21 protein-coding genes and 5 tRNA genes are annotated in these 21,704 nt (G+C 42.1%); 10 read left to right on the top strand and 16 right to left on the bottom strand.

Features of this window, described 5'->3' with window-relative positions; genetic code table 11:
- Positions 1-1,139 precede the first annotated feature (1,139 nt).
- The 5 genes from AC2A4J_RS13940 to AC2A4J_RS13920 all read left to right on the top strand — a co-directional run bounded on the left by AC2A4J_RS13940 (position 1,140) and on the right by AC2A4J_RS13920 (position 4,982).
- Positions 1,140-1,349: a cold-shock protein gene (locus tag AC2A4J_RS13940; RefSeq protein WP_024024079.1), complete on the top strand. Its 210-nt coding sequence runs from the start codon at positions 1,140-1,142 to the stop codon at positions 1,347-1,349.
- A gap of 153 nt (positions 1,350-1,502) precedes the next feature.
- Positions 1,503-2,048, top strand: coding sequence for a DUF2058 domain-containing protein (locus AC2A4J_RS13935; protein WP_484176454.1), 546 nt, complete (start codon positions 1,503-1,505; stop codon positions 2,046-2,048).
- Between the two features lie 399 nt (positions 2,049-2,447).
- Positions 2,448-3,359 carry a porin gene (locus AC2A4J_RS13930; protein WP_484176453.1) on the top strand — a complete coding sequence of 304 codons (912 nt, stop codon included), beginning with the start codon at positions 2,448-2,450 and terminating at the stop codon, positions 3,357-3,359.
- A gap of 249 nt (positions 3,360-3,608) precedes the next feature.
- Positions 3,609-4,247 (top strand): cupin domain-containing protein, encoded by a 639-nt coding sequence (locus AC2A4J_RS13925; protein ID WP_484176452.1) that lies wholly within the window; start codon positions 3,609-3,611, stop codon positions 4,245-4,247.
- 27 nt (positions 4,248-4,274) lie between these two features.
- Positions 4,275-4,982: a fumarylacetoacetate hydrolase family protein gene (locus AC2A4J_RS13920; RefSeq protein WP_484176451.1), complete on the top strand. Its 708-nt coding sequence runs from the start codon at positions 4,275-4,277 to the stop codon at positions 4,980-4,982.
- Here the strand turns inward: AC2A4J_RS13920 and AC2A4J_RS13915 are convergent.
- Positions 4,972-5,472 carry a DTW domain-containing protein gene (locus tag AC2A4J_RS13915; protein WP_484176450.1) on the bottom strand — a complete coding sequence of 167 codons (501 nt, stop codon included), beginning with the start codon at positions 5,470-5,472 and terminating at the stop codon, positions 4,972-4,974. The two genes, AC2A4J_RS13920 and AC2A4J_RS13915, sit on opposite strands and share 11 nt — an antisense overlap.
- A 79-nt stretch (positions 5,473-5,551) precedes the next feature.
- The gene (locus tag AC2A4J_RS13910) at positions 5,552-6,763 is read right to left on the bottom strand and encodes an ammonium transporter (protein ID WP_484176449.1); all 1,212 of its coding nucleotides are present in this window, start codon (positions 6,761-6,763) and stop codon (positions 5,552-5,554) included.
- A gap of 453 nt (positions 6,764-7,216) precedes the next feature.
- Here AC2A4J_RS13910 and AC2A4J_RS13905 point away from each other — a divergent pair, with 453 nt between their 5' ends.
- Positions 7,217-7,429, top strand: a complete 213-nt coding sequence (locus tag AC2A4J_RS13905) for a cold-shock protein (protein WP_255828126.1) — start codon at positions 7,217-7,219, stop codon at positions 7,427-7,429.
- Positions 7,430-7,540: 111 nt separating this feature from the next.
- Entirely contained in the window at positions 7,541-8,218 is a 678-nt protein-coding gene (locus AC2A4J_RS13900) for a glutathione S-transferase (RefSeq protein WP_484176448.1), read from the top strand.
- A 7-nt stretch (positions 8,219-8,225) separates the two neighbouring features.
- Here AC2A4J_RS13900 and AC2A4J_RS13895 read toward each other — a convergent pair whose 3' ends face one another.
- Positions 8,226-9,068 (bottom strand): outer membrane protein assembly factor BamD, encoded by an 843-nt coding sequence (locus AC2A4J_RS13895; RefSeq protein ID WP_255828128.1) that lies wholly within the window; start codon positions 9,066-9,068, stop codon positions 8,226-8,228.
- A 160-nt stretch (positions 9,069-9,228) separates the two neighbouring features.
- Here AC2A4J_RS13895 and rluD point away from each other — a divergent pair, with 160 nt between their 5' ends.
- The 3 genes from rluD to clpB all read left to right on the top strand — a co-directional run bounded on the left by rluD (position 9,229) and on the right by clpB (position 13,722).
- Positions 9,229-10,212 carry a 23S rRNA pseudouridine(1911/1915/1917) synthase RluD gene (gene rluD / locus AC2A4J_RS13890; protein ID WP_484176447.1) on the top strand — a complete coding sequence of 328 codons (984 nt, stop codon included), beginning with the start codon at positions 9,229-9,231 and terminating at the stop codon, positions 10,210-10,212.
- A 57-nt stretch (positions 10,213-10,269) separates the two neighbouring features.
- The gene (pgeF, locus tag AC2A4J_RS13885) at positions 10,270-11,016 is read left to right on the top strand and encodes a peptidoglycan editing factor PgeF (protein WP_484176446.1); all 747 of its coding nucleotides are present in this window, start codon (positions 10,270-10,272) and stop codon (positions 11,014-11,016) included.
- A gap of 123 nt (positions 11,017-11,139) precedes the next feature.
- Positions 11,140-13,722 carry an ATP-dependent chaperone ClpB gene (gene clpB / locus AC2A4J_RS13880; protein WP_484176445.1) on the top strand — a complete coding sequence of 861 codons (2,583 nt, stop codon included), beginning with the start codon at positions 11,140-11,142 and terminating at the stop codon, positions 13,720-13,722.
- Positions 13,723-13,808: 86 nt separating this feature from the next.
- On the opposite strand, the gene AC2A4J_RS13875 is transcribed toward clpB, so the two are convergent.
- From AC2A4J_RS13875 to AC2A4J_RS13815, 13 genes are all read right to left on the bottom strand, one after another.
- On the bottom strand, positions 13,809-14,396 hold the full coding sequence (locus tag AC2A4J_RS13875) for a TIGR04219 family outer membrane beta-barrel protein (protein WP_484176444.1): 588 nt from the start codon (positions 14,394-14,396) through the stop codon (positions 13,809-13,811).
- A gap of 114 nt (positions 14,397-14,510) precedes the next feature.
- Positions 14,511-14,585 (bottom strand) — tRNA-Gln (locus AC2A4J_RS13870).
- A 20-nt stretch (positions 14,586-14,605) separates the two neighbouring features.
- Positions 14,606-14,682, bottom strand: a tRNA-Met gene (locus AC2A4J_RS13865).
- A 25-nt stretch (positions 14,683-14,707) separates the two neighbouring features.
- A tRNA-Gln gene (locus AC2A4J_RS13860) sits at positions 14,708-14,782 on the bottom strand.
- A gap of 10 nt (positions 14,783-14,792) precedes the next feature.
- Positions 14,793-14,869, bottom strand: a tRNA-Met gene (locus tag AC2A4J_RS13855).
- A gap of 10 nt (positions 14,870-14,879) precedes the next feature.
- Positions 14,880-14,954: transfer RNA gene (locus AC2A4J_RS13850), tRNA-Gln, on the bottom strand.
- A 114-nt stretch (positions 14,955-15,068) separates the two neighbouring features.
- Positions 15,069-16,160, bottom strand: coding sequence for a redox-regulated ATPase YchF (gene ychF / locus AC2A4J_RS13845; protein ID WP_255828133.1), 1,092 nt, complete (start codon positions 16,158-16,160; stop codon positions 15,069-15,071).
- A 25-nt stretch (positions 16,161-16,185) separates the two neighbouring features.
- Positions 16,186-16,770: an aminoacyl-tRNA hydrolase gene (pth, locus tag AC2A4J_RS13840; protein ID WP_255828134.1), complete on the bottom strand. Its 585-nt coding sequence runs from the start codon at positions 16,768-16,770 to the stop codon at positions 16,186-16,188.
- A 21-nt stretch (positions 16,771-16,791) separates the two neighbouring features.
- On the bottom strand, positions 16,792-17,370 hold the full coding sequence (locus AC2A4J_RS13835; RefSeq protein ID WP_255828135.1) for a 50S ribosomal protein L25/general stress protein Ctc: 579 nt from the start codon (positions 17,368-17,370) through the stop codon (positions 16,792-16,794).
- A gap of 69 nt (positions 17,371-17,439) precedes the next feature.
- The gene (locus AC2A4J_RS13830) at positions 17,440-18,387 is read right to left on the bottom strand and encodes a ribose-phosphate diphosphokinase (RefSeq protein WP_110577430.1); all 948 of its coding nucleotides are present in this window, start codon (positions 18,385-18,387) and stop codon (positions 17,440-17,442) included.
- Between the two features lie 85 nt (positions 18,388-18,472).
- Positions 18,473-19,348, bottom strand: a complete 876-nt coding sequence (ispE, locus tag AC2A4J_RS13825; protein ID WP_484176443.1) for a 4-(cytidine 5'-diphospho)-2-C-methyl-D-erythritol kinase — start codon at positions 19,346-19,348, stop codon at positions 18,473-18,475.
- Entirely contained in the window at positions 19,333-19,911 is a 579-nt protein-coding gene (lolB, locus tag AC2A4J_RS13820; RefSeq protein WP_484176442.1) for a lipoprotein insertase outer membrane protein LolB, read from the bottom strand. Before lolB ends, ispE begins: the two co-directional genes overlap by 16 nt.
- On the bottom strand, positions 19,908-21,695 hold the full coding sequence (locus AC2A4J_RS13815) for a tetratricopeptide repeat protein (RefSeq protein ID WP_484176441.1): 1,788 nt from the start codon (positions 21,693-21,695) through the stop codon (positions 19,908-19,910). Before AC2A4J_RS13815 ends, lolB begins: the two co-directional genes overlap by 4 nt.
- Positions 21,696-21,704: the final 9 nt, after the last annotated feature.

The following is a 21,704-nucleotide window of genomic DNA, read 5'->3' as shown; positions in this document are numbered from 1 at the left end:
TGGGAGATCCCATGTGAGAGTAGGTCGTCGTCAAGCTTTAAATTAAGAAGGCCCTGATAGCTAACGCTGTCAGGGCTTTTTTTCGTCTGGAAAAAACAGCCCCCATCTCTTCGCTACTTCTGAATACATGTGACTGAGCGATGTTCCGAAGGAATCAGCTCAGGGCGCCGAATGGCGAGGCGAAGCTTCAGATCATGGTAGGTCTTCCCACAAGAGGATAAGCATCCCGCAAGGGGGTAAAAACTCATGCGAAATGATATCTAAGAGATGTAGTGCTATTGATTATTTGGTCTCTTTCAAACATTTTCTATGATTTAGTGAATTATACGAATATTTTTCTTGCAGAAACCGCACATCTTCGCTAAATTATTCCGCAGACAGAGAGTGAATGGATTCGCTCATGCCTCCAGGATGGAGGCTCTGTCTCTTATTAGGATGAATTGTGCTGCATGGACGCAGCGGAAAATCTCTTTACGCGTTACTTCTCACATTCTCGTTATCTCTATTCTTTTTTTCAAAAATCATTCACACCTTTAGCTTATTTAGTGTTTCTCATATTGAAGCTTAGCTGTTGAGCATCATAATTGTGCAAATTATGATTCTTTTAGGATTTAATTCTGAGTTTAAGGGTGGCTAGGTTCTTGTATCAGCAGGTCGGTTACTTTTTCAATTCAAACGATTACTTCGAATTTTGATTGCGAGTACAAGCCGATTAAGCATTTACATAGGGATAGATAACTCCCATTATTGAGCCTTAGGTGCTACTTAGATAGAGGTTATCTAGAAAAATGAGCGTAAAGAAAAATATTTTTATATGTTTTATCTTAAACTGATTTTTGATTTAAATTGAAAAAAAGTCTATACAATACATATAGATAGTGAGTTATCCAACATCCGCTTACATTTTTATTTAGCTTATATTGCTAAATATATGTAGAACATGATTGACCCAGCGGCTCAAAGCGGACTACAATCAATTTCGTTTAAAAGAGTTGGCAATATTTATGTCCAGAGTTGCGAATATTACGTCTTGTATGTTCGGTCCTGTTAAGTCATAAGTAATACCGAGTTTTTTTAGCACTATAACGAAGATGATTTACATTTTTGTATAAATTAACTTAACCTACAGGATAACAGACATGTCTGACGTAGTAACTGGTACAGTAAAATTTTTCAACGAAACTAAAGGTTTCGGTTTCATCACTCAGGATTCTGGTCCTGACGTTTTTGTTCATTTTTCTGCAATCAACACTTCTGGTTTCAAAACTTTGGCTGAAGGCCAAAAAGTTGAATTCCAAGTAGCTCAAGGCAAAAAAGGCCCTGAAGCTCAAAACGTTACACCTTTATAATGTAACGTTGCTGAGGATATTCTCAGCAGTGCGAATGCTAAAAAGCGACTTTTAAAGTCGCTTTTTTTGTTTTTATAGATAACGATTTGTATGAGGTTTAATTTAGTAGGTTAGGCCTAAATTATGTTAGTTCGTAGTAAGGAGGAGTTTCTAATGGCTGCGAAGTCTTTACAAGAGCAACTATTGGGTGTTGGGCTTGTTGATAAAAAGAAAGTTAAGAAACTAAAAGCAGAATCTTTACAGCACAAGCAAAAAGTGAAAAAAGGCAAGGTTGTCGCAACTGACAATGACGGTCGCCAAGAAGAGCTCAAGCGTCAAAGAGAATTGAAGGCTGAGAAAGATCGAGCGTTAAACATGGAGCGACAGAAGCTTACAGAACAAAAAGCGATCCATGGGCAGATTCGCCAGATGATTGAGCAGAATCGTGTGCGAAAAGAGGATGGAGACATTGCTTATCATTTTACCGACAATAAAAAAGTAAAACAGCTGTATATATGTCAATCTATGCACGATGATTTGAGTCGTGGGCGCTTAGCAATAGTAAAACTTGATGAATCGTATGAGATCATCCCAGAGCCTGTTGCCGTGAAAATTAATGAACGTGATTCGTCTTATGTTCTTGTTTGTAATAATCGTATTGAGAGTGTTGAAGATGATCCGTATGCAGACTTTCAAATTCCTGATGACCTTATGTGGTGATATCGAATCCTTTCCAATAAGAGGGTTTTTGCCCTCTTAGATCTTGAGTTTTAGTTGCATTTCCACGAATCAACTTTTTAATTAGTTTTTTTGTCCCTGCATAAAGCTTTTCTTGACGATATATTTTCAAATAAAAGTGTTTATGTAACACTTCTGTACACATCAATCTTATTTTAAATTCATTAAGTTTTTGTTTTGTATGTATTTTTTATTATTTTTGCATTTAAAAAATCCTTTTTCTACTTTATATTTCAAGAAAAAAGCACACATAGTGGATACTTTATGCAATTAACTTGCGGGTGGTTGTCTATTTCTGCGAAATGTTTAGATTGTTTGATTGTTGCTTGCACATATCAAGCGCCTACAAGAAAAGCGTAAACATTTAAAAGGGAAACGAAAATGAAAAAAACGATTATTGCCATTGCTGTAACTAGTGCAGCATTTGCTTCTGTATCAACTTACGCGGCCGAAGGCTCTACTGTAGACGTCTACGGTAACATCCAGTACGCATACACAAATAACGACGCTGGTACTGACTTCGAAGATAACGGATCAACTTTTGGTTTCAAAGGCGAGACTATGATTGACGAGAGCCTAACCGCTTTCTTCAAATATGAACTTGAAGCTGATGCTGATCAAAAGTCTGGAGATGTATCTGTTGGCCTTGACCAAGCCTTTGTTGGTTTGAAAGGTAACTTCGGTAAAGTACAAGTAGGTACTTTTGATAGTATCTACAACAACGCTATCCAAGATTCTGTTGATCAGTTTGAAAACCTAGGTTTCTCTTCAAATGATACAACATCTGAAGGCGATACTATCGCTTACTTCTCTCCTTCAATGGGTGGATTTGAAGTTCAAGCATCTGCTCAAGCTCATAAGACTGATGGTGCTGCACGTAATAGTGGTACAGCAGTCACTCTTGTAGGTAAATACAGTGTTGATGCTTTGACTGTAGCTCTAGGTTACGATTCTCTTGAGAATGATCAAGCTGATGATGAAAACACTATCGGTTTGAATGTTGGTTACCAAGTGATGCCTGCATTGAATGTGAGCGCAAAATTTGAAACTACTAAAGATGCTGAAGATCGAGTTGGTCTAGCTGCTCGTTACGGTTACGGCGCTGGTGATGTTTACGCTTCTGCACAAGTTATTTCTCCAGATGCTGGTGATGAATACAACGAGTTTGGTGCTGGCGTAACATACAGCCTAGCGTCAAATGTTTATGTATACGGCGAAGTAGCTAGCATCGAAGCTAGCTCTACTGCTGATGCAGACACACAAACAGCTGTTGGTGTTTACTACGGTTTCTAAGATCTTCTTATAGTTGATTTTATTTACTCTAAGGCTCCTGCTAATTAATAAGGTGGGAGCCTTATGTTAAGCAAGATCATTCAAGGTTCCATATCTCTTCTCTTGTAGGCAGACTGTTGGAACATTTGGCACTTGGTGGAAACATCAGGTGCCTTTTTTATTGCAAGCTTTTCTTCTAGATATTACAAATACTTGATTGTTATTTGACCAAACCGTTACACTGAGGTTTTCCTGTGATTGGCGGTTGTTATGCTTAATATGGACTTTGCCCAAGCTGTGTTTATCGATACAAATAAACTTGATTGGGTAGCAAGTCCCATGTCTGGTGTTTACAGAAAGCCTTTGGCGCGAGAAGAGGCAGAGCGAGGCCATGCAACAAGTCTTGTGCAATATGAGGCGGGTTCAGTTTTTCGCCCTCATCCACATCCTTTAGGTGAAGAAATATTAGTGTTGAGCGGTATTTTTTCTGATGAAAAGGGAGATTTTAACGCTGGCAGTTATTTTAGAAACCCTCCTGGTAGTAGTCATGCGCCTCATAGCCATAATGGTTGCTTTCTATTAGTTAAGTTACATCAGTTTCAAACCACCGATTTAAATCAAGTCTATATAGATACTCCCGATATTTGGTCATCTACACAATCTGGCATTCTACCTCTTTACGAATTTGGTTCGGAGCGAGTCTGGTTTGTTCGTATTCAGAATGGTGAAGATATATTGTATGAATTGGACTTATCGGCTTCTGTTGAGTTATTTGTTATATCGGGGCAAGCTGAGTATAACGGCCTTCAAATGTCTTCTGGTGTATGGCTACGTGAGCCTGAGTTTAAGTTAGAGGATTGGGTGGTACCTTCAAGTTGTTTTATTTGGCTAAAGTCAGGCCATTTCTAATTCTTCCTATTCTTTGCTGGGGGTTAAATGAAGAATATCGTATCTGAGCAATCTAGGGTTTATTTGCCTATTGTTGAAAATGATCAAGCTTATCCAGTTGGTCGCGTTTTTTGTGTTGGCCGTAATTACGCAGAACATTCAAAAGAAATGGGGGATGATCCAGAACGAGATCCGCCATTCTTCTTTGTAAAAGATGCCTCTAGTGTTGTGCCTTCTGCGTTCTCTGACGTTACTCGTATTGCATACCCTATGGCCACATCACAGTTTGAATATGAAGTAGAGCTCGTGGTGGCGCTAGGAGAAGGCGGTCGTAATCTATCGTTGCAGCAAGCTAGAGAAGCCGTTCTTGGTTATGCTGTAGGCTTGGATATGACGCGTCGTGACCTTCAGGCGCAGGCGAAAAAGAAAGGGCGTCCTTGGGAGGTTAGCAAGTCATTTGATGAGTCCGCACCAATTAGTCCTATTTCATTAAAAACAGATTTGCTTGCAGGTAATGTTGCAAAAGCGGAGATCGGTTTAAAAGTGAATGGTGACCTTAAGCAAATTAGTAGTGTGGCCAATTTAACCTGGTCAATTGAAGAGGTTATTTGCAAACTGTCAGAGGTATTTGAATTGCGGCCTGGCGATTTAATCATGACAGGGACGCCTGAAAATGTAGGGGCTGTGGTTGCTGGTGATGAAATGCTGGCTTGGGTTGAGCATTTGGGTGAGATAAGAATAAGTGTTACTGATTAAATTCAATAAATTTATTGAATAGGGTAGATGTTGCTGGATGTTTATATTCGTTTAATAGTTGAGTTGCAACTTCAGCAGTGCAAAGGCCGATATTTTTTTGATTACGACGTTTTGTGTATATAGATGTCACGCCCTGAATTTCATAGTGTTTAAACTTATGTAGATAGGGCGATTTATTGTATATTTTCTGAGCCTGTTGCCAAGTTCCATCAATTATAATGATGTTGTTGATTGACTGCGAAATATCCTCACAGAATCTTTGTTGTTCGTTTTTACATAGGTAAATGAGTAATGTGTTACTAGGAGATAGATTTAAGATATCTATGCTTGGTGAAACTCTGGACCATACGACGACTTCACACTCATCATTCAGTACCTCTTTTACTAGCTTTCCTGTACCTGAAGGCTTTTTGAGTTCTTCGCTATGGGTGAGTAACCAGATTTTCATTAGAGTCTTCGCTATTGATAAATAGGCAATTATACCCTTCATTAAAATGAACTAGAATATGAAAAAGCCTGATGGCGGTGTAGTAAACAATGAACCGCCATCAGGCCCAACAAAAGTAGTGTTATTCTTTGCCAATAGAGCCAATTTTATGAATTGATAAATCAGCGCCGTTGAATTCATCCTCTTCACTGAGACGTAAACCACTTACAGACTTAACTATTCCATAAACAATAAACCCACTCAGCGCTGCTATCACAACTCCCCCTAGGCTTCCTAAGAGCTGAGAGAGGAAGCTAACGCCACCTAGTCCACCAAGTGATTCAGATCCGAAAATCCCTGCGGCAATGCCTCCCCAGGCCCCACAAACACCATGAAGTGGCCAAACACCAAGAACATCATCTGTGTTTTTGAATTTTTGTTGAACAACAGTAAAGAGAGTGGTGAATATAGCACCAGCAAATGCGCCTGTGACTAATGCGCCAATAGGATGCATGATGTCTGAACCTGCGCAGATAGCGACTAAGCCTGCTAATGGGCCGTTATGGATAAAGCCTGGGTCATTTTTACCAAACAGCATGGCCGCAATAATGCCGCCGACCATGGCCATTAAAGAGTTTACAGCGACTAAGCCACTTACCCCTTCTAGCGTTTGTGCGGACATAACGTTAAAGCCAAACCAGCCTATGCAAAGAATCCAGGCGCCTAATGCCAAAAATGGGATGTTTGATGGTGCGAAAGCAACTAGCTTTCCATGCTTAAAGCGGCCGCGACGAGTGCCAAGTAATACTATGGCTGCTAGCGCAACCCACCCACCAAAAGCATGAACGACAACAGAGCCTGCAAAATCATGAAAAGGGGCGCCATAATGTTTGGTTAGCCAATCTTGAAGACCGTAATTGCCATTCCATACAATGCCTTCAAAAAGTGGGTAGGCAATACCAACAATTACCGCTGCGGAAATCAGCATAGGATAAAACTTAGCACGCTCAGCGACGCCACCTGAAATGATGGCGGGTATCGCAGCGGCAAAGGTCATGAGGAAGAAAAACTTCACTAGGCTATAACCGTGCTCTTGCGATAGTACGGCGGCGCTATCAAAAAAATTGACTCCATAAGCGATTTGATAGCCAATAAAAAAATAAACGAGCGCTGAAGTAGCAAAATCCGTCATTATTTTGACTAACGCATTTACTTGGTTTTTATGTCTTACTGTCCCAACTTCTAAAAAAGCAAACCCAGCATGCATGGCGAACACCATTATGGCGCCAAGTAATATAAAAAGGGTGTTTGAACTGGAAACTAGCATTTCTACTGCACTGTTTGTGGATGTCACACGTGGCTCCTAACGTTTGTCTTTGCACCGAAAAGGTTTGCTATCATCCATAATTGCTCTTTTTTGGGGCTTAATTGGTGTTTTGGATTGATGAATTTAAAGCTTAATCTGCTTTAAGCAATTATTGTTCCATTTATGCCATTATTTGGTGCCTTTTGGTGTCATGGATTATTTATGCACCGTTTTGGTGGAGGGTTAATGTGGGTTATGGTTTTCACTTAATAGAATGGAGTTGGCTAATATTTCATCTAGGTGTTATTACTTTTTTTAACAATACTTGTTTTTAGTCTACTTTCTATTTTGCTATTAACGACTTATTATCAATTAGTTAGTGTGTTTTTAAGATTATTATTGGCTTAAAACGCTTAACATTAGGGAATTACTCAAAGCTAAGTTGCTTTTAGTGTAGTTAAAAGATTGCTCATTTAAGAGCAACATAAAAATGAGGTTGTTATGTCAGGTCAGTTAGTATCAGGTATTGTAAAATGGTTTAACGATGAAAAAGGCTTTGGTTTTATCGAGCGTGAAGGTGGAGCAGATGTTTTTGTTCATTTTCGTTCTATAAATGGAACGGGCCGTCGTACTCTGCAAGAAGGTCAAAAAGTAACATTTGAAGTAACTCAAGGGCAAAAAGGTCCTCAAGCTGAGAATGTTACCCCAGCTTAATTGAGCTTTTAATCGATCAAAAACCATGCGTGTGAACCTCTTACTTTGTATAAGATGTTTATTAAAAGGCATGGTTTTTTTATGCTTGTGATTTTTTAGAAAAAGGAGGTTATGTTGTTACCTGTTCTGTATTCGTTCAGACGCTGCCCTTATGCAATTAGGTCTAGATATATGATTGCCTTATTGGGTGTGCCTGTACATTTACGTGAGGTGGTTTTGAGGTCTAAGCCTCCTGAGTTGCTGTCATTAGGCGGACGATCCAGTGTGCCTCAGCTTGTTGATATTGATGGGACGAGGTATCCAGAAAGTCTTGATATCATTTTCTGGGCGCTTACCAGCTCTGATTACAAGAAAGCCGTAAATGAGCTATGGCCATCGAATAGTATTCGAAGAAATCGAATGAAGGCTTGGATAACTTATAATGATCACTTTTTCAAATACTGGTTAGATCGTTATAAGTACGCAGATCGATATCCTGAATACAGTGAAGACTACTATCGTGATAAAGGTGAGGTCTTTTTGTCTCGTTTGGATAAGCGTTTAAGCGAAAGGAACTTTTTATTTGGAGACAAGATGAGTTTGGCTGATATTGCTGTTTTTCCGTTCATACGTCAGTTTGCAGCGGTTAATCAGAAATGGTTTGATGCATCTCAATATAATAATGTTAAGCGTTGGTTGGTTAGTTTTGTAAATTCGGAAATATTTAATTCAGTGGTCATGGTAAAGTATCCAGCCTGGCAAGCAGGGCAAGAAAATACTCTTTACCCTGCAAACCAATATGCCAATTAGATACGGCTTATTCGATGAGCCCAAACGTTACCCAATATAAAAATCCTGGATCGGCATCACTTGGCAATTTAAGTTTGATGAATTTTCCCTGATCATCGATATGTAGTGTGTTTGGGAAGTTTTGTTTTAACACTGCAAGATTAGTCTGCGCTAAATCTGGTTCATTCAAATCCTTGTAAGATTGAATGCTAATAGCTAGGGCTTCCTCAACAGATCGTGTACTTGGATAGTGTTGAATAACCTCTTGGCTACGACGTAGGGCAGAAAGTGGCGCTTTCCTTTTTAAATAATAATGCGCCACTTGTAGTTCATGACGAGCCACCATTTCGCGTAAATAATACATTCGTGCTTTTGCATCCGGAGCGTATGTACTTTTCGGAAAGCGAGACGTGAAATCAGCGAGCTCATTAAAGGCTTTAGTTAGCTCTTTTGAGTCTCTTTCGCTTGGGTCTAGACCCAGGTAGCGAGACATTAAGCTCTCTGCGCCTTTGTAGGTTGATAAAGCACGCATATAATAAGCGTAATCAATTGAGTCATGCTCTGGGTGATTTTTGATAAAGCGTTCAGCAGACGCATGAGCGGCAATGAAATCACTTGCCTCCATTTGCGCGTAAATTAGATCTAATTCTGCGCGAATACTAAATTCGCCAAACGGATATCGAGAATCTAAATCTTTAAGGTGCTTAATGGCTGTCGTGGGAAGGTTTTCTTCCAGAGCTTGTTGAGCTTTGTCGTAATAGACGCGTTCTGGAAGGTCTGGTTCCTGTACTTGTTTGCTTGAACAAGCAACAATGAATAAAGAAAAACTTACTATTCCAGAGAATCGGAGCAACGAGTGATGAAATCCCATGTATAATCAAAACCTTGATATGGTAGTAGATAAGCCTTAATCGGCATTTTGTAGCGTTATATTGCGAAAGATGATGAAGTGCAAGGCGCTACACGTTTTTTCACATTCAAGCCCAATGATAAAATTATTGAGCTGAAAACAACAGATTAAAGTACATTGTATGGCAGAGCGCATAGTAAAAGAAGCCCAAGTTCCGTTCGATTTGGGTGGTAACCGTTTCGATCAGATCGCAACAGAATTGTTTAGCGACTATTCCCGTTCACGAATTCAAGGCTGGATTAAAGAAGGAGCCTTGAAAGTTGATGGAAAAATCACTAAGCCAAAAGAGAAATTATTTGGTGGTGAAGTGGTGACATTAGACGTCGTGATCGAGGCTCAAGAAGAGCATGAAGCACAAGAAATGGACCTTGATGTTGTTTATGAAGATAACGACATTATGATTATTAATAAGCCGGCGGGCTTGGTTGTTCACCCTGCTGTGGGTAACCGAGATGGCACCCTGATGAACGCAATTCTTCATCATGCACCAGAGACGGCTCATATTCCGCGCGCGGGTATTGTGCATCGCCTGGATAAAGAAACAACAGGTCTAATGGTGGTTGCCAAGACGTTGGCCGCACAAACCGATCTTGTGACTCAGCTGCAAGAGCGCAGCATGGGGCGTGAGTATGAAGCAATCTCTATTGGTGTAATGACTGGCGGTGGTGTAGTGGATGAGCCAATTGGCCGCCACCCACATAACCGCCAAAAGCAAGCGGTAGAGCCTGTAAACGGTAAAGATGCAGTCACACATTATCGTTTGGTTGAGCGTTTCAAAAACCATACACATATCCGTTTAAAACTAGAAACTGGACGAACGCACCAAATTCGCGTTCATATGGCGTTTATTCAATATCCATTGGTAGGCGATCCTCAATATGGTGGACGCTTGAAAATGCCAAAAGCGTGTTCTCCAGAGTTACAAGAGGAATTGCGTCACTTCCGTCGTCAGGCGTTGCATGCCAAGAAGTTAGAGCTTTCTCATCCTATTTCGGGTGAATGGATGGAATGGGAAATTGATTTGCCAGCTGATATGAAGAAATTATTGGATGCACTTAAAAAGGATACGGTAGAGTCTGGTAGTAATGACTCTGAGTATTTTTAATTAAATTGTATGTTTAGAGGCAGCTTTGGCTGCCTTTTTTTATTTTTGGAGATAGTTATGTCTTCTAACGCCTCTTCTTATATTTGTCCTAGTTGGCCTGCGCCATCATCCGTTCGTGCTTATGTTTCTACTCGTATTGGAGGTGTAAGCGGCGCCCCGTTTGATGGGCTTAATTTAGGTCTCCATGTTCAGGATGATCCCCTACATGTGATGCAAAATCGTCAACTCTTTGCATCACATGTAGGGATGCCAGACTCTATTGTTTGGCTAAATCAGGTGCATGGAATTGATGTGGCACCTTTACCTTGCAGTGTATTGCCTGAAAGTGCTGATGCCGCGGTATCTTATACTGTAAATCAAGTTTGTGCTGTGCTGACGGCCGATTGTTTGCCTGTCTTTTTTTGCAATCAAGCTGGGACGCAGGTCGCGGTGGCTCATGCTGGTTGGCGTGGGCTTTGTGCCGGCGTTTTAGAGTCTACCTTAGCGAAATTCGATGAAAAAGAGCCTATCATGGCTTGGCTAGGGCCGGCAATTGGTCCTGATGCATTTGAAGTCGGAGAAGAGGTGCGAGAAGCATTTATGTCGATTATTCCCGATGCGGAAGCGGCTTTCAAACCAGCCCAGCAAAAAGGTAAATGGCTAGGTGATTTGTATTTATTGGCCAAGCAGCGTTTAGTGGCTGCAGGCGTGACACAGATTTATGGAGGTGATTATTGTACATTTACTGATGATGAGCGTTTTTATTCCTATCGGCGCGATGGTAAAACAGGGCGAATGGCCTCTGTTATTTGGATAGATGGTTAGAAATATTGTGTTTTATTGATAGGTGTCAAAAAAATGACACCCGAGCTCTTGAAAAGTAATTTTTAGGGGCTATTAAGCTTTTAATATAAATATTCCATCTTATGTTACAGAGGATGTTAGATCATGCGTATAGATCGTTTAACCAGTAAATTGCAGCTAGCGCTTTCCGATGCCCAGTCCGTTGCACTTGGGCAGGATCATTCTTATATCGAGCCGCTTCACTTGATGAAGGCCTTGCTAGATCAGCAGGGTGGTAGTACTCGTCCAATCCTTCAGCAAGCTGGTATTCCTGTCGCTAAATTTCGCGAAAGTTTAAATGAGTTATTAACTCGTCTTCCCAAAGTGAATGACCATGATGGCAATGTGCAGATGTCTCCAGAATTGGGGCGGTTGCTTAATTTAGCGGATAAAGAAGCGCAGAAGCGAAAAGATCAGTATATCTCATCCGAACTTGTGTTGATGGCTATGTTTGATGGCAAAGATGATCTTGCCAAAAGCCTCAAAGCGAGTGGTGTGACAAAAGCGGATATCGCTGTTGTGATTGATAGTATTCGTGGCGGTGATTCGGTGAATGACCCTGATGCAGAAGAAAGTCGTCAAGCGTTGGATAAGTACACGGTTGATCTAACAGCGAGAGCGGCAGAAGGCAAACTGGACCCAGTTATTGGTCGAGATGATGAAATTCGTCGTACGATTCAAGTCCTGCAGCGTCGTCGTAAGAATAACCCCGTTTTGATTGGTGAGCCTGGCGTGGGTAAAACTGCCATTGTAGAAGGCTTGGCCCAGCGAATTATTAACGGAGAAGTACCTGAAGGCTTAAAAAATAAACGCGTTTTGTCCCTTGATATGGCGGCCCTGATCGCGGGTGCCAAATACCGTGGTGAATTTGAAGAGCGCCTAAAAGCCTTGCTTAATGAGTTAGCAAAGCAAGAAGGGCAAGTGATTTTGTTTATTGATGAAATTCACACCATGGTTGGCGCGGGCAAGTCGGAAGGCTCAATGGACGCAGGCAATATGCTTAAGCCCGCGCTTGCTCGTGGTGAGTTGCATTGTGTTGGTGCCACCACATTGAATGAATATCGACAGTTTATTGAAAAAGACGCGGCATTAGAAAGACGTTTTCAGAAAGTGTTGGTGGAGGAGCCAAGTGTACTTGATTCCATCGCTATTTTGAGGGGGCTAAAAGAGCGTTACGAAGTTCACCATGGCGTAGACATTACCGACTCCGCCATCATTGCTGCAGCCAAGCTCTCTCAGCGTTACATAACCGATAGGCAGTTGCCAGATAAGGCGATTGACCTGATTGATGAGGCGGGCAGTCGTATTCGTATGGAAATGGACTCTAAACCGGAAGATATGGACCGTTTAGAGCGCCGTTTAATTCAGTTAAAGATTGAAAAAGAAGCCTTAAAGAAAGAAAAGGATAAAGCATCTAAGCTGCGACTAGCTGAACTGGATGTTGAAATTGATGGCTTACAGAAGCAGTTTTCTGACTTGGAAGAAATCTGGAATGCTGAAAAAGCCGCCGTTCAAGGTGCGCAAAAGCTCAAAGAAGAGTTGGAGTCAGTTCGCCATGAAATGGAAGAAGCCCGTCGAAGTGGTAATTTAGCGAAAATGTCAGAGCTACAGTATGGCGTGATTCCAATGTTAGAGGCCGAGATTGAAAAAGCCAGTAAAACAGAAGAAACAACAGAAACTCGATTGTTAAAAAGGCGAGTGACAGAGGAAGAAATTGCGACCGTGGTGTCGCGATGGACAGGCATTCCCGTTGATAAAATGCTCGAAGGCGAACGCGATAAGTTGTTACGTATGGAAGAGGCATTGCATGAATCTGTCATGGGGCAAGATGAAGCCGTTTTGGCTGTCTCTAATGCGGTTCGCCGTTCTCGTTCAGGCTTGGCTGATCCTAATCGACCTAATGGCTCTTTCCTGTTCTTGGGACCTACGGGCGTGGGTAAGACAGAGTTATGTAAATCGCTTGCGAAGTTTCTTTTTGATACAGAGCAAGCTATGGTTCGGATTGATATGTCTGAGTTTATGGAAAAGCATTCTGTTGCTAGATTAATTGGTGCGCCTCCAGGTTATGTGGGTTATGAAGAAGGAGGGTATTTGACGGAAGCGGTAAGACGTCGTCCTTATTCTGTATTGCTGCTAGATGAAGTTGAAAAAGCGCATCCTGATGTTTTCAATATTCTCTTGCAGGTCTTGGATGATGGTCGTTTGACCGATGGGCAAGGTCGAACTGTAGATTTTAGAAATACGGTTATTGTCATGACCTCGAACTTGGGTTCTGATCTGATTCAAGAATATCAATCTGCGGATCAATATGAAGAGATTAAATCTAAAGTCATGGAAGTGGTGGGAACGCATTTCCGTCCGGAATTCATTAACCGTATTGATGAGACCGTTGTGTTTCACCCTCTAATGAGGTCTCAGATCAAAGGTATTGCGACCATTCAGCTGGCGCATTTGAATGATAGATTGAAAGAGATGGGAATGACCTTGGCATTGACGGAAGCCGCTGCAGACCAGTTGGCAGAGGTTGGCTACGATCCTGTTTATGGTGCAAGACCATTGAAGCGTGCAATACAGAAATGGATCGAAAACCCATTAGCAAATGAACTGCTATCTGGAAATTTTGTCACAGGTGATCATATTGTTGCAGATGTGTCGGATGGCGTTATCCGCTTCAAAAAAGCTGGTTAACATTGCGTTTTTCTATTACTGCTAATATAAAAAATCCCGCTTGATGAACTGAATCAGCGGGATTTTTTTATTGGGTATTTAAAAGCTTAGAAGTCTACAAAGACGCCAATAAACGCACCTTTAGGTTCAAACTTACCTGCTGAGTCAAAGTCTTCTGTCACAGTGCGGTAGCCGGCTTCAAGGCCTGCAAATACTAGAGGCTGGTATTTGATTTTAAATGTAGTGTCGTTGATGTCTGCATCGCTGCCACCCCCAGTTTTAACTTCACCGCCAACAGACAGTGCAGTTCCAGGGAAGCTTACGTAAGCAGATACGTAAGCTAATGGATAAGTGCCATCGATATCAGAGTTACCAGCATCAGCAATTTTACGGAAAGTGACACCAGCATCTAGATCTAGCCATAGTAGGCCATCTAGAAATTCATAATAAAGTGTGTAGTCGTTATGTGACAAGTCGATAGTCGAAGTTCCAACTTTTTCTTCTAGACTCTGATTTTGTAGACGAAAATTTGGAATTAAAGGGATTGGGTGCTCTACCGCAATGCCGAAATAGGAATTAAGATCCTCGGCATCGTTAGTCATAAAAGACCCAGCTTCAGCGGTTAGGCCAAGCACATCCGCATGAGCAGCGCTTGCTAACAGGGCAGTTGAGAGTAAAATAGCTGATTTCTTCATGATTATTGTCCATATATCGATAGGATAAATTTAGACTAATTATAGGATGAAGAGAACTAAAATCCAATGAAATAAGGAGGAGATATGACGAATTGTGAAGAATATTTACATAGATGGCTGGGGTAGAAGGATTCGAACCTACGCATGACGGGATCAAAACCCGTTGCCTTACCGCTTGGCTATACCCCAATAAAGGATTTCTTTTAAGTTGGTGGCTATGACTAGATTCGAACTAGTGACCCCATCATTATGAGTGATGTGCTCTAACCAACTGAGCTACATAGCCTTAACTGTTTTACTAAATATATCGATGGCTGGGGTAGAAGGATTCGAACCTACGCATGACGGGATCAAAACCCGTTGCCTTACCGCTTGGCTATACCCCAATTATCGAATTGGTGGCTATGACTAGATTCGAACTAGTGACCCCATCATTATGAGTGATGTGCTCTAACCAACTGAGCTACATAGCCTTTTGTCTGTTGGCTGGGGTAGAAGGATTCGAACCTACGCATGACGGGATCAAAACCCGTTGCCTTACCGCTTGGCTATACCCCAACAGACTAACACAAAAACAGTTTATACAAATCGATCTACTGCCTCTGTGGCGCGATATTATTCATATAACCTGTTAATGGGTCAAGTGTTTTTCGAAAAATGTTTTATAATCTCTTAAACATTGAAACGGAAATGCATAACATCACCGTCTTTTACTATGTACTCTTTACCTTCAAGACGCCATTTTCCGGCTTCTTTTGCACCACTTTCCCCTTTATATTGGATGAAATCGTTGTAACTGATAACTTCCGCTCGGATAAAGCCTTTCTCAAAGTCTGTGTGGATCACACCAGCGGCCTGTGGACCTGTTGCGCCTTGTTTTACTGTCCATGCACGTACTTCTTTAACGCCCGCTGTAAAGTACGTCTGAAGGCCTAGTAATTCATAGCCAGCGCGGATGACTCGATCCAAGCCAGGCTCTTCCATGCCCATTTCATCAAGGAACTCTTGCATCTCTTCTGCATCTAGCTCAGAAATTTCTGCTTCAAGCTGATTGCAGATAGGAACCACCATAGCGCCTTCGGCTTCAGCTATTTCACGCACTTGGTCCAGGTATGGGTTATTTTCAAAACCGTCTTCCGCAACGTTGGCTATGTACATAGTAGGTTTGGTTGTTAAAAGGTGCAGTGAGCGAACTTCTTTCTTTTGCTCATCGGACATTTCCATAGCGCGAACGGGTAAGCCATCTTCTAAATGCGCTTTAATGCTTTCTAGGAAAGCTTTATGAGCGATTGCTTCTTTATTGCCGCTTTTGGCGTTTTTCGCAGTACGGAATAGCTGTTTATCGATGGATTCGATATCGGCAAAAATTAATTCAAGGTTAATGACCTCGATGTCTAGCTTTGGGTTAACATGGTTGGAGACGTGAATGACGTTCTCGTCTTCAAAGCAGCGAACCACGTGAGCAATAGCATCCGTTTCGCGTATGTTTGCTAAAAACTTGTTTCCAAGGCCTTCACCTTTCGAAGCGCCTTCGACCAAGCCTGCAATATCGACAAACTCCATTGTTGTTGCTAAAACTCGCTCGGGTTTAACTATTTCAGCCAAGGCGTCCAAGCGCGGATCAGGCATGGCAACAACACCCGCATTTGGCTCGATCGTACAGAATGGGAAGTTTTCTGCGCCAATGCCGGCTTTGGTTAATGCATTAAATAGAGTTGACTTACCAACGTTAGGTAGCCCAACGATGCCGCAATTAAAACCCATAGTGAGATTCCTAATAATTAAGTGATTATGCTTTGAAGCTGTGTAGTTGATTCATAACGGCATTAAGATTGCCGCGAACGATGTCATCTACGTAGCGCAATGATTCGTCGATTGTTTGTTCTATTTTCGTGTAATCGTCTGGAGCGGCTTTTTTAAGGACGTAATTGGCGACTTGGCTGGCATGGCCTGGATGGCCAATACCGATTCTGAGTCGACCAAATTCTCTATTGTTCGCCAGCTTTGAAATAATGTCTTTTAATCCGTTGTGACCACCATGCCCACCGCCTTGTTTTAATTTGACGGTACCTGGGGGGATATCTAACTCATCGTGAATAACAAGGATTTCTTCAGGAGGGATTTTATAAAACTGGCAGACGGCCTGAACCGCTTTACCGCTTAAATTCATATAGGTGGTGGGAATAAGAAGATAGCACTCTTCACCAGCTATATAAACTTTGCCAAATTGGCCAAAAAATTTCTTCTCAGAACGAAGAGAGCATTGGCTCTGACGAGCCAATGCCTCAATCCACTGAGCGCCTGCATTGTGGCGAGTGTTCTCGTATTCGCTGCCTGGATTACCCAAGCCTACTAATAATCTGAAACCTGCCACAATACTGCCTTCAATGAGATCTTAACGTTTAGACTTACCGATACGAGCGATAGGTTGGTCGTGATCTTCGCCTTTAAGCAATGACACAAGCTCTACGCCTTCAGGAAGGATAACATCAGACAAGTGGAAGATTTGATCAAGTTGGCCTTTGATCACGTCTACTGTCAATACGGATGGAAGGTTCGCTGGTAAACAACGAACTTCAGCCAATTTAGATTCAACAGTCAAACGACCGCCTTGGCTCTTAACACCTTCACTTTGTGCAGCGTTGATGAAGCTTAAAGGAACACGAGTAGTGATTACTTTATCAGCTTGAGCGCGCTGAAGGTCCATGTGCATTACAGCGCCAGTTGATGGGTGACGTTGTAGAGCTTTAACAAGAACTTGCTCAGTTTTGCCTTCTACTGTTACTTCAACTAGGCCTGTCAAGAAGCCTGGAGTGCCAACAGCTTTAAGTAGCTCGTTGTCTTTGAAAGAGATAGATACTGGAGCAGTCTCACCGCCATAAATAACAGCAGGCACTAGGCCTTCGTTACGAAGGCGGCGGCTCGCACCTTTACCTTCTTGAGTACGTGCTACGGCATTAATAGATAATGACATGGTATTTTCCTAATAATTAATAAAGTTTGTGCCCAGAAATGCGACCCGTTCCGAGCGTTAGTGTTTGGCTTAGGCCCCAAACATGGCACTGATAGACTCTTCGTTGCATACGCGACGAACAGCCTCCGCCATAATGTCAGACATCGACAATTGGCGTATTTGAGGGCAGTTAAGCGCCTCTTGTGTCAATGGGATGGTATCAGTCACGACCAACTCATCAAGCACGGAATTCTTAATGTTTTCAATAGCTTTGCCAGACAGTACAGGGTGAGTACAGTAAGCAAGTACTTTTGCAGCGCCATGTTCTTTTAGGGCTTTTGCCGCTGCGCACAGAGTACCGCCTGTATCACACATGTCGTCGACTAAAACACATGTTTTGCCTTCAACGTCACCAATCAAATGCATGATTTGAGCTTCGTTAGCGCGAGGTCGGCGCTTATCAATAATAGCTAAATCAGCATCATCAAGCAGTTTTGCAAACGCTCTAGCGCGAACAACACCGCCAACATCAGGAGAAACAACCGTGATATTTTCATGGCCTTGGCGTTGCAAATCATCTAGCAACAAAGGGGTTGCATAGACGTTATCAACAGGGATATCAAAGAATCCTTGAATTTGGTCTGCATGAAGATCAACCGTTAGTACGCGGTTGATGCCTACTGCTGAAATCATATCTGCGACTACTTTTGCTGTAATTGGTACACGTGCAGAACGTACGCGACGATCCTGACGAGCGTATCCAAAGTAAGGGATAACAGCTGTTACGCGAGTGGCCGAAGCACGACGTAATGCGTCGGCCATGACGATAAGTTCCATTAAATTATCATTACTAGGTGCACAGGTAGATTGGATAATGAAAACGTCTTTACCGCGAACATTTTCATTGATCTCGACCGTAATTTCTCCGTCGCTAAATTTACCTACGGTTGCGTTTCCGATAGGTAGCCCTAGGCGACGAACCACCCTGCGAGCTAGTTCAGGGTTTGCATTACCGGTAAAAACCATTAACTTGGACACTGTGTATACCTTTTGTATTTTGTAGCGATGACTATTGACTGGCCAAGGAAAGACAGGCCGAGGACTATGTGTTTATATAGGCACATTAGTTCCTATTTTGCTCAATCCACTGGTTTAGCGCGTCATGTGTTGGAGAAGTGTTACAACCACGGCAAACCCAGCTTTGCCATTTTGTCGGTGTAGACGATCTTACTCGTTCTGCGTCGCGCAAATTATCGAATGCTAAAAATAAACAAGCGCCTGTTCCTGTTAGCTTCGCGTCGCCATGATTTTTCAACCATAAATACGCTTCATTGACCTCAGGATTGTGCTTTTTTACCACGTCTAAGCAATCATTATGCCCACCCAGCTTCAAGGCGTGCGATATTCTGATGGGAGGGGTGTCTCTTGTCAAATATTTATCGGTAAATATTTGACCAGTTGAGACATGGCAATTGGGCTTGAGGAGTAAAAAATATGGAGTGTCTAACTCGACTTTTTGCAGCTTCTCTCCAACGCCTTCTGCAAAGGCTGAAAATCCCATGATAAAAACAGGAATGTCAGCGCCTAACTGTACGCCTAATTCGGCTAGCTCTTCCAAAGAAAGATGGCATCCCCACAGTACGTTTAGGGCCAGTAAAGTCGTTGCTGCGTTTGAGCTGCCACCGCCAATGCCACCACCCATAGGTAATTGTTTTGTCAGAATAATATCAATGCCGAAAGTGAAGTCTTTTCTGAACGGTGTAAGCAGTTTTGCTGCTTTATAAATGAGATTGTCTTCGATAGGCAGTCGTTCAATTATGGGTGAAATAGTGATTTTATTATTATGTGTCAGTGTAAAATCCAGCGTATCGCACAAATCAATGAACTGAAACAGAGTTTGCAGTTCATGGTAGCCGTCTTCTCGTCGACCTGTGATATGTAAAAATAAATTTAATTTTGCAGGAGAAGGTAATTGCATCTTGGTTACTGGATAGTCCATTGGTTGATGATTAGGTTGACTCTAAACGGCGGGTTGGATACCTGCATTTTTTGCGGTAAAGGTAAGCCGTCTATTTTTTCGTAATTGCTGTAGGTAATAATCCAACCATCTTGTTCTATTTTCTCTGGTAACTGCGTTTCTGGGTCTCTAGTCACGTTAGCCGTAGAAGTTGGAGCAACCAGCCCTCTGATCCAATAGGTAACTTGAGCAACAGGGAACTCCCAGCCTAATTCTTGCTGTAGAAGTGTCGCTGGGTCATTACCTGTGATGACTTTATCCTCATAGGATAAAGTCACCTTCCCATCTGTTGTTTGGCTTAGGTTAGTTGCACCTTGACCAAATGGACCAACGATATTTAAGGCAAACGTTTTTGGATCTTTTTGCCAACTAAAATTGCCGGAAACCGCATCATTTTTGGTTCGTATGCCTACTCTGCCGGAGGTTTCCCATTTTGAAATGGCGTCTACACTTTCTGGTGGCGGTATTTGTGGCCCTGTCGGCCTAGAACTACAGGCACTAATGAGTGCGGTAAAAGCAAGAATGTAGAGCGTGCGATAAGTCATGGTGATGAGTCCTGTTTTTGTTCTTCCAGTAACGACGGTGACAGTCGTTTTATGGTATCGATTAAAAGTGGTGTATCGGGTGATGTCTCTAATGCGCTTTCCCAGATCGATATTGCTTCTTCATAATGATGTTGTTTCCATAAGGATTCGCCATAATGCGCTGCTATTTCTGCGTCAGGTAAAATAGACCAGGCTTTTTTTAAGTAGTAAGAAGACTGTTCAAGCTCTCCCTTCAGGAAAAAGCCCCATCCTAGGCTATCTATTATGGCTGGATCATTGTCTGTTTTTTCGTAAGCTGATTCAATGTACTCCATGGCTTCATCAAGTCGTTTGGTCCGGGTGAGTAAGGTATAGCCGAGTGCATTCAAGTACTGAGGATTGTGCGGGTCTTTTTGTAGTAAGGTGGTAAGCTCGTTTTCAGTCGTTTTCCAGTTACCTAGGGTGTCAGCAAGTAAGGCTTTGTGATAGCGCAGCGCATCCGATTCTGGAAGTGCGACCAAGGCATCGCTGACTAGCTGAAATGATAGGTCAGTTCGGCCTTTTTCCTCGTGAAGGCGACTGATCGCAGCAACTTGCTCTGGCATGTTTTCTCGCTGCGTTCGATTGAGCACCATACTATTAATGTCATTTTCTTGGTTCTCGTCATATAGCCACAGCGCGATTTGGTTGGTGGCGTTGGTCTGTAGAGCACCTTCTACTTTTTCCATCAATGCAATGGCTTGTGCTTTTTTGTCTAGTTGAGCTGTGGCGATAGCCGTTAAATATTGTATTTGATCTGATAAACCTAGTTGCTCTTTGGGAAGACTGTTGGCCGTTGCTAATGCTAATTTTGGTTGGTTGTGTTCCAGTAAAGCTCGCATTAAATTAATACCAACTTGTAGTTTTTCCGGTGAGTTTAAATCTGCTTTTTGATAAATCTCGCTAGCACGCTTTGATTGTCCATTTTCAACCAAAAAATCAATTAAAGGTGTGATGACTCTAGTGTTATTTGGGAAAAGCTTTGATGCTGTTTGAAGCGTTTTGATTGCATCCTCTGTTAGGCCTAGGTTTTTTTGGCTAAAAGCGAGAATAAGATGAAGTGTTTCATTTTTATCTGTATTGGGTTTGGCTAACAGTTTTTCTGATGTATTAACCGCGAGTTGGTATTTTCCCGTAAGCAGTTGTAAATGTGCGTGGCTCAATTGTACGTACTGATTCGCTTTATATTCTGGTGAAAGGGCTGAAATTGCCTCTTCTATGGTGTTGATCTGGTCATTATTACGAACATTGTCTTCAAGATAAAGAGGCAGGAATCGCAGAGAAACCTTATGTCGAATGGCGTTCGTGAGTAGTGTCGTGACCTCTTCCGTACGGTTGTCTTTGATGAGAACTTGTAACTTTAACGCATAGGCCGCTTCGGCCGTCGGTTCAGCAGAGAGCCATAAGTTTGCACTTCTTTCTATGTACAAGTGATTCTGAGAAACCACCGCAATGTGCATTAGTCTTTCGATTAACTGGATATCACCGGATTGACTGGCTAGCTTATAAAATGGTTCGAACGCTTTATTAGGGCCTTCTCTTTGCAATGTGAATTCAGCATTAAGCAATTCTTCAATTTTATTTTCATTAGTAAAGTCCCCTGTTTGAAACGATTCTTTGATCGGAGGCAAGGTGTTTTGTTGGCGTGTATCTTGGCTACACGCGCTTACTAGAGGCAGGCTTAGTAGCGCTAACAACAACAGCAACCCTTTCTGAACGGGCGTTGGAGAATCTTTTTTGTGTATAGGGCCTAAAACAGCAGGCATTTTTTTTCT

Source organism: Marinomonas sp. ATLA20, from assembly GCF_057180105.1.
The sequence above is the reverse complement of the archived record's forward strand: the minus strand, read 5'-3'. Positions and strand labels throughout refer to the sequence as shown.

What these genes read in the sequence shown, in the direction of transcription:
- AC2A4J_RS13920 (WP_484176451.1), top strand. Translation starts at nt 4,275, where the DNA reads ATGAAGAATATCGTATCTGAGCAATCTAGGGTTTATTTGCCTATTGTT.
- AC2A4J_RS13915 (WP_484176450.1), bottom strand. Translation starts at nt 5,472, where the DNA reads ATGAAGGGTATAATTGCCTATTTATCAATAGCGAAGACTCTAATGAAA.
- AC2A4J_RS13895 (WP_255828128.1), bottom strand. Translation starts at nt 9,068, where the DNA reads ATGGGATTTCATCACTCGTTGCTCCGATTCTCTGGAATAGTAAGTTTT.
- AC2A4J_RS13900 (WP_484176448.1), top strand. Translation starts at nt 7,541, where the DNA reads ATGTTGTTACCTGTTCTGTATTCGTTCAGACGCTGCCCTTATGCAATT.
- AC2A4J_RS13835 (WP_255828135.1), bottom strand. Translation starts at nt 17,370, where the DNA reads ATGTCATTATCTATTAATGCCGTAGCACGTACTCAAGAAGGTAAAGGT.
- AC2A4J_RS13925 (WP_484176452.1), top strand. Translation starts at nt 3,609, where the DNA reads ATGCTTAATATGGACTTTGCCCAAGCTGTGTTTATCGATACAAATAAA.
- ispE (WP_484176443.1), bottom strand. Translation starts at nt 19,348, where the DNA reads ATGGACTATCCAGTAACCAAGATGCAATTACCTTCTCCTGCAAAATTA.
- AC2A4J_RS13940 (WP_024024079.1), top strand. Translation starts at nt 1,140, where the DNA reads ATGTCTGACGTAGTAACTGGTACAGTAAAATTTTTCAACGAAACTAAA.
- clpB (WP_484176445.1), top strand. Translation starts at nt 11,140, where the DNA reads ATGCGTATAGATCGTTTAACCAGTAAATTGCAGCTAGCGCTTTCCGAT.
- AC2A4J_RS13935 (WP_484176454.1), top strand. Translation starts at nt 1,503, where the DNA reads ATGGCTGCGAAGTCTTTACAAGAGCAACTATTGGGTGTTGGGCTTGTT.
- AC2A4J_RS13875 (WP_484176444.1), bottom strand. Translation starts at nt 14,396, where the DNA reads ATGAAGAAATCAGCTATTTTACTCTCAACTGCCCTGTTAGCAAGCGCT.
- pgeF (WP_484176446.1), top strand. Translation starts at nt 10,270, where the DNA reads ATGTCTTCTAACGCCTCTTCTTATATTTGTCCTAGTTGGCCTGCGCCA.
- lolB (WP_484176442.1), bottom strand. Translation starts at nt 19,911, where the DNA reads ATGACTTATCGCACGCTCTACATTCTTGCTTTTACCGCACTCATTAGT.
- AC2A4J_RS13815 (WP_484176441.1), bottom strand. Translation starts at nt 21,695, where the DNA reads ATGCCTGCTGTTTTAGGCCCTATACACAAAAAAGATTCTCCAACGCCC.
- AC2A4J_RS13905 (WP_255828126.1), top strand. Translation starts at nt 7,217, where the DNA reads ATGTCAGGTCAGTTAGTATCAGGTATTGTAAAATGGTTTAACGATGAA.
- ychF (WP_255828133.1), bottom strand. Translation starts at nt 16,160, where the DNA reads ATGGGTTTTAATTGCGGCATCGTTGGGCTACCTAACGTTGGTAAGTCA.
- rluD (WP_484176447.1), top strand. Translation starts at nt 9,229, where the DNA reads ATGGCAGAGCGCATAGTAAAAGAAGCCCAAGTTCCGTTCGATTTGGGT.
- AC2A4J_RS13930 (WP_484176453.1), top strand. Translation starts at nt 2,448, where the DNA reads ATGAAAAAAACGATTATTGCCATTGCTGTAACTAGTGCAGCATTTGCT.